Source organism: Photobacterium chitinilyticum, from assembly GCF_004104355.1.
Classification (GTDB): Bacteria; Pseudomonadota; Gammaproteobacteria; order Enterobacterales; family Vibrionaceae; genus Photobacterium; species Photobacterium chitinilyticum.
Window position 1 is genome coordinate 139,901 of sequence record NZ_RJLM01000014.1, and the last position, 8,390, is coordinate 148,290.

8 protein-coding genes and 1 tRNA gene are annotated in these 8,390 nt (G+C 50.2%); 6 read left to right on the forward strand and 3 right to left on the reverse strand.

From position 1 onward, the window contains the following. Positions 1-13 precede the first annotated feature (13 nt). From prmC to hemA, 3 genes are read right to left on the reverse strand one after another with little or no spacing between them, the layout of a single operon-like run. Positions 14-862 carry a peptide chain release factor N(5)-glutamine methyltransferase gene (gene prmC, locus EDI28_RS21935; protein WP_128786015.1) on the reverse strand — a complete coding sequence of 283 codons (849 nt, stop codon included), beginning with the start codon at positions 860-862 and terminating at the stop codon, positions 14-16. Beyond that, positions 862-1,950, reverse strand: coding sequence for a peptide chain release factor 1 (gene prfA / locus EDI28_RS21940; protein ID WP_128786016.1), 1,089 nt, complete (start codon positions 1,948-1,950; stop codon positions 862-864). Before prfA ends, prmC begins: the two co-directional genes overlap by 1 nt. Before the next feature lie 56 nt (positions 1,951-2,006). Further along, positions 2,007-3,269 (reverse strand): glutamyl-tRNA reductase, encoded by a 1,263-nt coding sequence (gene hemA, locus EDI28_RS21945; RefSeq protein WP_128786017.1) that lies wholly within the window; start codon positions 3,267-3,269, stop codon positions 2,007-2,009. A 228-nt stretch (positions 3,270-3,497) separates the two neighbouring features. On the opposite strand from hemA, the gene lolB reads away from it, so the two are divergent. The 6 genes from lolB to EDI28_RS21975 all read left to right on the forward strand — a co-directional run bounded on the left by lolB (position 3,498) and on the right by EDI28_RS21975 (position 8,320). Then, the gene (gene lolB / locus EDI28_RS21950) at positions 3,498-4,136 is read left to right on the forward strand and encodes a lipoprotein insertase outer membrane protein LolB (RefSeq protein WP_128786018.1); all 639 of its coding nucleotides are present in this window, start codon (positions 3,498-3,500) and stop codon (positions 4,134-4,136) included. A 17-nt stretch (positions 4,137-4,153) separates the two neighbouring features. Beyond that, positions 4,154-5,017 (forward strand): 4-(cytidine 5'-diphospho)-2-C-methyl-D-erythritol kinase, encoded by an 864-nt coding sequence (gene ispE, locus EDI28_RS21955; RefSeq protein ID WP_428431560.1) that lies wholly within the window; start codon positions 4,154-4,156, stop codon positions 5,015-5,017. Positions 5,018-5,049: 32 nt separating this feature from the next. Further along, positions 5,050-5,997, forward strand: coding sequence for a ribose-phosphate pyrophosphokinase (locus tag EDI28_RS21960; RefSeq protein ID WP_128786020.1), 948 nt, complete (start codon positions 5,050-5,052; stop codon positions 5,995-5,997). A 158-nt stretch (positions 5,998-6,155) separates the two neighbouring features. Continuing rightward, a complete protein-coding gene (gene pth, locus EDI28_RS21965) occupies positions 6,156-6,746 on the forward strand; it encodes an aminoacyl-tRNA hydrolase (protein WP_128786021.1) in 591 nt (196 codons plus the stop codon). A gap of 102 nt (positions 6,747-6,848) precedes the next feature. Then, positions 6,849-7,940 carry a redox-regulated ATPase YchF gene (gene ychF, locus EDI28_RS21970; RefSeq protein WP_128786022.1) on the forward strand — a complete coding sequence of 364 codons (1,092 nt, stop codon included), beginning with the start codon at positions 6,849-6,851 and terminating at the stop codon, positions 7,938-7,940. Between the two features lie 303 nt (positions 7,941-8,243). Continuing rightward, positions 8,244-8,320: transfer RNA gene (locus tag EDI28_RS21975), tRNA-Met, on the forward strand. The last annotated feature ends 70 nt before the right edge of the window (positions 8,321-8,390 follow it).

Genomic DNA, 8,390 nt, shown 5'->3' on the forward strand with positions numbered 1-8,390 from the left:
TAATTTTCTCTCTCTATCCTTGCCAACAACCCATGGTTACCCGATCTAGGCCGGCATAATCCTGTGCTGTTGAGACCTGGTTATATCCCAGTTCCAGTAAAATAGCCCTTACCGCTTCACCTTGTTCAAAGCCATGTTCCATCAGCAGCCAGCCGCCCGGTTGCAAATACAAGCGGCTCTGATCGCTGATGATACGAATATCAGACAGGCCGTTCTCTTCTGCCACCAAAGCGCTCTTAGGCTCAAAACGCACATCGCCCTGTTCGAGGTGAGGGTCAGTTTTATCAATGTAGGGGGGGTTGCTGACAACAACGGCAAAACGATCGTCAGGTGTCAGCGGACTGTACCAGCTTCCGGACAGGAAGCGGGTATTAGTAATGTGTAGATTCTGACTGTTTTCCAACGCCAGCTGAGCAGCTTCCGGACGCAAGTCGATACCGGTTACACTCAGTTCAGGGCGTTCCGAGGCGATCGCCAGGGCTATCGCTCCCGTCCCTGTGCCCAAATCGAGTACAGAACAAGGCTCCGTAGGCACTTTTTCCAATGCCAGCTCCACCAAACGTTCGGTGTCAGGACGCGGGATCAGGGTATGTGGCGCAACTTTCAGTGACAATGACCAAAACTCCCGCTCACCGACGATATACGCAATGGGTTCTCCCGCCAGACGGCGAGACAAAACGGCATCGAAAGCAGCAGCTTGCTCACTGTCGAGTGTTTTTTCCGGCCAGGTCAGCAAATAACTGCGAGGCTTATCCAGCACAAAACACAGCAATACAGCAGCATCCAGTTGCGGGCTTTCGGAGCCCGCATCAATAAGCTGCTGAACAGTCTGCTTCAGCAGTACTTCAATGCTCAATGGCATTAGTTCTGTTCAGCCATGGCTGCTAGCTGATCAGCCTGGTGCTCCTGCAACACTGGTTGGATCAGGGTATCCATATCACCCTCCATAACCTCGTTCAGACGATAGAGAGTTAGGTTGATACGGTGATCAGATACACGGCCCTGCGGGTAGTTGTAGGTACGGATTCGGTCAGATCGGTCACCCGACCCTAGTAGGTTACGACGAGTACTTGCTTCTGCTTCATGACGTCGTTCCTCTTCAGCTTTAATAATACGCGCCGCCAGTACTGACATTGCCTTGGCCTTGTTCTTGTGCTGGGAACGCTCGTCCTGACACTCCACCACAATGCCAGTTGGCAGGTGGGTAATACGGATTGCAGAGTCGGTGGTGTTAACGTGCTGACCGCCCGCGCCCGAGGCCCGGAAGGTATCAATTTTCAGATCACCTGCATTGATTTCTGGGATTTCGGCTTCCGGTACTTCAGGAAGAACCGCAACCGTACAAGCCGAAGTGTGAACGCGGCCCTGAGATTCCGTTGCCGGTACACGCTGAACACGATGACCGCCTGATTCAAATTTCAGCACACCGTATACGCCTTCGCCATTCACTTTGGCGACCATTTCTTTATAGCCACCTTGCTCAGAGTTGTTCGCATTGATCACTTCGATACGCCAGCCACGGCTCTCTGCATACTTGCTGTACATGCGGAACAGGTCACCGGCAAAAATACCCGCTTCGTCACCACCAGCTCCGGCTCGGATTTCGATAAAACAGTTGCGCTCATCGTTCGGGTCTTTCGGGATCAGAAGCACCTGAAGCTCATCCTCAAGACGGATGATTTCAGCTTTCGTTTCCTTCACTTCTTCCTGCGCCATTTCACGCATTTCCGGATCATCTTCTTTCGTCATCTCTTCAGCGGCTTCAAGATCCTCTTTCGCTTGCTGATAAGCCTGGAAACACTTGGTTACTTCTTCCAGCTGAGAGTATTCACGGGAAAGCGCTCGGAATTTATTCTGATCACCGATCACATCAGGATCACTAAGCAGATGCTGGACTTCTTCGTAACGCTCAACCAGCGTTTCTAATTTAACTAAAATTGAAGATTTCATAATTGACTTAACTGTTGTGTTCCGGTCATGGCAGTGCGCATCGGCCCTGCCTCATATTAATTTTTGAACGACTCTAATCCCAGAGTCTCGCGTATGACGGCCAATTTCTCCGGCTCGCCATTATGAGCAGCCTGCTGCATTGCCCGAGTTGGCGCGTGAATCAATTTATTGGTCAGCTTATTGCTCAATTCAGCCAACACTTTTTCTGGATCGCTGCCATTGGCTATAGCCTGAAGGCTACGGCTTAGTAGTTCAGTTTTGATATCTTCGGCATGGCAGCGATACTGACGAATGCTGTCAACAGCTTCCAACGAACGCAACCAGCTCATGAAGGCTGCACTTTCTTCACTGACAATGGCCTCGGCCTGAATCGCTGCAACCTTGCGTTGCTCGCGATTCTTTTCCACGATGCTGTGCAAGTCATCGACCGTATACAAATAAGCATCGTTCAGTTCGCCGACTTCCGGTTCGATATCTCGCGGAACGGCTATATCCACCAGCAGCATTGGCTGATGGCGACGTGCCTTAATCGCTTTCTCGACCATTCCCTTGCCAACGATCGGCAACGGGCTTGCAGTCGAACTAATCACAATATCTGCCCGGGGCAGATAGTCAGGAATGTCCGGCAGACCAATCACCTCGGCCCCAAATTCCTTGGCCAAATTGTCGGCACGCTCTTTAGTCCGATTGGCCACAATCAGCTTATTGCATCCTTGTTCGACCAAATGGCGAGCGACCAACTCGATGGTTTCACCCGCACCGACCAATAATACCGTGGCATCTGATAACGATTCAAAGATTTGCTTGGCAAGAGTGCAGGCAGCAAACGCCACCGATACGGCATTGCCACCAATGTCTGTCTCGGTACGCACCCGCTTCGCTACCGTAAATGACTTGTGGAACAACTTTTCCAACATGCCATGAACGGTCTCATAATCACGGGCATCAGAATAAGATTGCTTTACCTGCCCCAGGATCTGTGGCTCACCAAGTACTAAAGAATCAAGGCCGCAAGACACACGCATTAAGTGTCGAACTGCTGCCTGCTCCTCGTGAAAATACAAGCTCGGCATCAGCTCTTCAGCGCTGAGTTGATGAAACTTGGTCAACCAGTCGATCAGGATGCCCGGTCCGGTCTGGGTCACGTCACAATAGAGCTCGGTGCGGTTGCAAGTCGAGACGATAACGCCACTTGTCACCTCCGGGTGAGCTTCTAACTGCTGCAATGCCTGTGTCAGCTTTTCCGGGGAAAACGCAACACGCTCACGTAAATCCACAGAAGCCGTTTTATGATTTATTCCTAATGCAAGCAATGTCATGGAGACGGTGTACCAACTTCGCCGGTGAAAAAGATCCAGGGCGGGATTTTACTTGATGCCCCAGCGTAATTAAAGAAAACTAACGCAATCAATCTGGCATTCCTGATCAAATGTTGATATTTAAATACCATTTATTGCTCAGGTCCCCTCAGCAATTCCTTGTTGCAGTTGGTATTATGGTCCAATTCTCGCTATTGTTTGCCTAAACCCACAAGTTAATCATAAATTATGCCATCGATTTCATTTGTTCGATTGTATTTACACTCGAAACAGCGCCTGCTTGGTTTCTCTGTACTACTTTTTCTTCTTTCCGGCTGTGCCAGCCAGGCACCTGTCACTCCTCCATTGGACTGGGAATCCCATCAGGCTTCGCTCCAGCAATTGAGCCAGTACCAGGCCAAGGGCAGACTTGGTTACAGAGGCACACAACGTTTCGGTGCCAACCTGCTGTGGCGCACCGTTCCGCAGGCCGATCACCTGCTACTGACCAACTTCCTCGGTAAAACCCTGCTCAAACTCGATGCGACACCAGTGAGTGCGACCTTGATTTCCCATGATGGAAAAACCTATCAGGGAACCAATGCCTCACGCCTTATTCAGCAACTTACCGATATTAATCTGCCGGTAGAGCAAATGCGTGACTGGCTGATTGGCCTGCCAACCGCCGCCGATACCTATCAGCTAAACGGCGACAACCGTGTTGCCTATCTGGCGAAGCAAATCGACCAGCAGCTTTGGCAGCTGGACTACAACGAATATGACAACTCGGTGACCCCGGCACTGCCTACAAGAATGATACTGTCACAAGGGGATGTACGTATTACCCTCGTTATCAATGAGTGGCTAATCACCGCTAAACAACCGTAATGACCATGAGCCACACTATGATAACCCGCACTACTCGCTGGCCCGCACCGGCAAAACTAAACTTGTTTCTCTACATCACCGGCCGCCGTCCCGATGGCTATCATGAGCTGCAGACCCTGTTTCAGTTTCTGGATCACAGCGATACCCTGACGATCACTGCCAACGACTCCGGTATTATCAGCCTGTTCCCGGCCATTGAAGGCGTAGCTACCGAAGATAACCTTATCTACCGCGCAGCCGATGCCTTGCGCCGTATCGCAGGGATAAATGCCGGCGCCGAGATCCATATTGATAAAATTCTGCCGATGGGGGGAGGCCTCGGTGGCGGTTCATCAGATGCAGCCACCGCATTGGTTGCGCTGAACTACCTCTGGCAAATCAATTTCAGTGTTGATGAACTGGCCGAAATCGGCCTGAAGCTCGGCGCTGATGTACCGGTTTTCGTTCGGGGGATCAGTGCATTTGCCGAGGGCGTCGGGGAAAAACTCCAGCCGGCAGAGCCAGAAGAGAAGTGGTTTTTAGTTGCCAAACCGGATGTCAGCATTGCAACTGTTGATATTTTCACCCATCCGGAATTAATTCGTGACACGGAAAAGCGGACATTGGGAGCCCTGTTGGCGGGGGTTTACGAAAACGATTGCGAAAAAATCGTCAGAAGACTGCACCCCGAGGTTGATAAGGCGCTTTCGTGGCTGTTAGAATACGCGCCGTCAAGACTGACTGGCACTGGCGCTTGTGTGTTTGCTGAATTTAGCACTCAACAAGATGCCCTTGCAACACTGAATAAATTACCTAACTGGCTCCAAGGATTCGTCGCAAAAGGTGTCAACACATCTCCTCTTTTGACAGCCTTGAACGCACACTCTACGGATTGTCAGTAACTACAACTTGGACGCAACCTGAGGTTTCCACCGTGCCTGATATGAAGCTGTTTGCTGGTAACGCTACACCAGAACTAGCCCAACGCATTGCTGACCGTCTCTACATCTCTTTAGGAGACGCAACAGTTAACCGTTTTTCCGACGGTGAAGTCTGTGTTCAGATTAATGAGAACGTTCGTGGTAGCGACGTTTTTATCATTCAATCTACTTGTGCGCCAACCAATGACAACCTGATGGAACTGGTTGTAATGATCGATGCACTTCGCCGTGCTTCCGCAGGCCGCATTACCGCTGTAATCCCTTACTTCGGCTATGCTCGCCAAGACCGCCGCGTCCGTTCTGCTCGTGTGCCAATTACCGCAAAAGTTGTTGCTGATTTCCTTTCTAACGTTGGCGTTGACCGCGTTCTGACAGTTGATCTGCACGCAGAGCAAATCCAGGGCTTCTTCGATGTCCCTGTAGACAACGTTTTCGGCAGCCCTGTACTGCTTGAAGATATTTTGGCGAAGAAACTAGAAGATCCAGTTGTTGTATCTCCAGACATCGGCGGCGTTGTACGTGCACGTGCAATTGCCAAGCTGCTGGATGACACTGATATCGCGATCATCGACAAGCGTCGTCCTCGCGCTAACGTTTCTCAGGTGATGCACCTGATTGGTGACGTTGAAGGCCGTGACTGCATTATTGTTGACGACATGATCGATACCGGTGGTACGCTGTGTAAAGCTGCCGAAGCACTGAAAGACCGTGGCGCCAAGCGTGTATTTGCTTACGCAACTCACCCAGTATTCTCAGGTAACGCACCTCAGAACATCCGTGAATCAGTCATCGACGAAGTGATCGTCACTGACTCTATCCCATTGACTCAGGAAATAGTCGATACCGGTCGCGTATCTGTACTGACCCTGTCAGGCATGCTGGCTGAAGCGATCCGTCGCATCAGCAACGAAGAGTCTATCTCTGCGATGTTCGAGCACTAAGAGCTCCCTATACGAACGGTTTGTCGAACGGTTCGGCATAGCGATATCATCCAAACGCCCCGCACCATGCGGGGCGTTTTTCGTCCGGACATATCAATCTTGCTCGGTTTGGTATAACATAGCGCGCGTTTTAAGCCCCTAAGACTTGAGAGACTAGCGTGAGTAACAATATTCGTCTATTAGTTGGCCTGGCAAACCCTGGTGCCGAGTATGCTAATACCCGTCATAATGCGGGTGCATGGGTGGTAGAAGAACTGGCCCGTGTTCATAACATTAGCCTACGAGAAGAATCGAAATACTTTGGCCAAACTGGCCGGATTCAGGCCAACGGCCATGATCTTCGCTTGTTGATCCCTTCCACGTTTATGAACCTATCCGGCAAATCCGTGGCAGCACTGGCTAATTTCTATCAGATCAAGCCAGAAGAGATCTTAGTTGCGCATGATGAGCTGGACTTACCACCGGGCGTGGCAAAGTTCAAAAAAGGCGGTGGTCACGGCGGTCACAACGGCCTGCGCGATATCATCAGCAAAATGGGTAATAACAAAGATTTCTATCGCCTGCGTGTCGGTATCGGCCACCCTGGCGACAAAAACAAAGTGTCCGGTTTTGTACTGGGCAAGGCGCCGGCCAAAGAGCAGGGCAATATTGATGCAGCGGTTGATGAAGCGGTTCGCTGTATGGATGTCCTGCTGAAAGATGGCCTGAATAAGGCGCAAAATCGACTCCATTCATTCAAGGCTGAATGATTGTTGTCACTCCTAATTTAGTATTACTCTGCGCGTTGCAGTGGGCAGCCATTGTATATGCAGAGTTGTTTCACCGAATCATCACCAAAAGGGTTTCCAACCATGGGTTTTAAATGCGGAATCGTCGGCCTGCCAAACGTAGGTAAGTCCACACTATTCAACGCCTTAACAAAAGCGGGTATCGAAGCGGCAAACTTCCCGTTCTGTACTATCGAGCCAAACACCGGCGTTGTACCTGTGCCAGATCTTCGTTTGGATGCACTGGCGGAGATCGTAAATCCAGAGCGTATCCTACCGACGACAATGGAATTCGTTGATATCGCGGGCCTGGTTGCCGGTGCCTCGAAAGGTGAAGGCCTGGGTAACAAATTCCTGGCGAATATCCGTGAAACAGACGCAATCGGCCACGTTGTTCGCTGCTTTGAAGATGACAACATTGTTCACGTATCAGGTAAAATCCACCCGCTGGAAGATATTGAAGTTATCAATCTTGAACTGGCATTAGCCGATCTTGATACCTGTGAACGTGCAATTTTCCGCCAGGCAAAGAAAGCAAAAGGCGGTGATAGCGATGCAAAATTCGAAACAGCCGTACTTGAAAAGCTGCTTCCGACTCTGACTGAAGGCGGCATGGTTCGTTCAGTCGATCTAAGTAAAGAAGAACTGGCAGCCATTGATTACCTGCACTTCCTTACTGTGAAACCAACAATGTATATCGCGAATGTAAGCGAAGACGGTTTCGACGATAACGAATACCTCGATATGGTTCGCGAGCATGCGGCAAAAGAAAATGCAGTTGTGGTTGCAGTATGTGCCGCTATCGAATCTGAAATTGCAGAGCTTGACGACGCAGACCGTGAAGAGTTCCTGGCTGACATGGGTATTGAAGAGCCGGGTCTGAATCGCGTGATCCGTTCTGGCTATGAGCTACTGACGCTACAGACTTACTTCACCGCAGGTGTAAAAGAAGTCCGTGCATGGACAATTCCTGTTGGTGCAACTGCACCGCAGTCTGCCGGTAAGATCCACACCGACTTTGAAAAAGGCTTCATCCGTGCCGAAGTTGTCGGCTACGACCACTTCATCGAGTTCCGTGGTGAAAGCGGTGCAAAAGAAGCTGGTAAATGGCGTCTGGAAGGTAAAGACTACATCGTAAAAGATGGTGATGTCGTTCACTTCCGCTTCAACGTGTAACATCATCGCAATGCACTCATAGCATTTGCGTCAATTTGAAATAAGCCAGCATTGTTGCTGGCTTATTTTTTATCTCCCCGACAATTTTAAGAAATGCTAACGACCCTCTCATTATCGTCATTTGCGGTTCAAAAATAGCAATGGAGTGTGGCATTCGCCCATTTCGTCCAAATAACAATCGAACACACGGGTTTTCTGAAGATATTAAAAAAAACTGTTGACGCTTCTAACTGGTATGAGCATAATGCGCCCCGTTCCCGAGACAGCGCCCAGTCAAACAGGCCTGCTGAAGGAAGCTAAAATGGCTACGTAGCTCAGTTGGTTAGAGCACATCACTCATAATGATGGGGTCACAGGTTCGAATCCCGTCGTAGCCACCATCCTCCCTCTACCGGGATGATGTAAAACACTTGATGCGGAAGTGGCGGAATTGGTAGACGCACCAGATTT

Excerpts from the sequence above, each read along its gene's own strand:
- prmC (WP_128786015.1), bottom strand. The coding sequence starts at position 862 with ATGCCATTGAGCATTGAAGTACTGCTGAAGCAGACTGTTCAGCAGCTT.
- prfA (WP_128786016.1), bottom strand. The coding sequence starts at position 1,950 with ATGAAATCTTCAATTTTAGTTAAATTAGAAACGCTGGTTGAGCGTTAC.
- hemA (WP_128786017.1), bottom strand. The coding sequence starts at position 3,269 with ATGACATTGCTTGCATTAGGAATAAATCATAAAACGGCTTCTGTGGAT.
- lolB (WP_128786018.1), top strand. The coding sequence starts at position 3,498 with ATGCCATCGATTTCATTTGTTCGATTGTATTTACACTCGAAACAGCGC.
- ispE (WP_428431560.1), top strand. The coding sequence starts at position 4,154 with ATGATAACCCGCACTACTCGCTGGCCCGCACCGGCAAAACTAAACTTG.
- ychF (WP_128786022.1), top strand. The coding sequence starts at position 6,849 with ATGGGTTTTAAATGCGGAATCGTCGGCCTGCCAAACGTAGGTAAGTCC.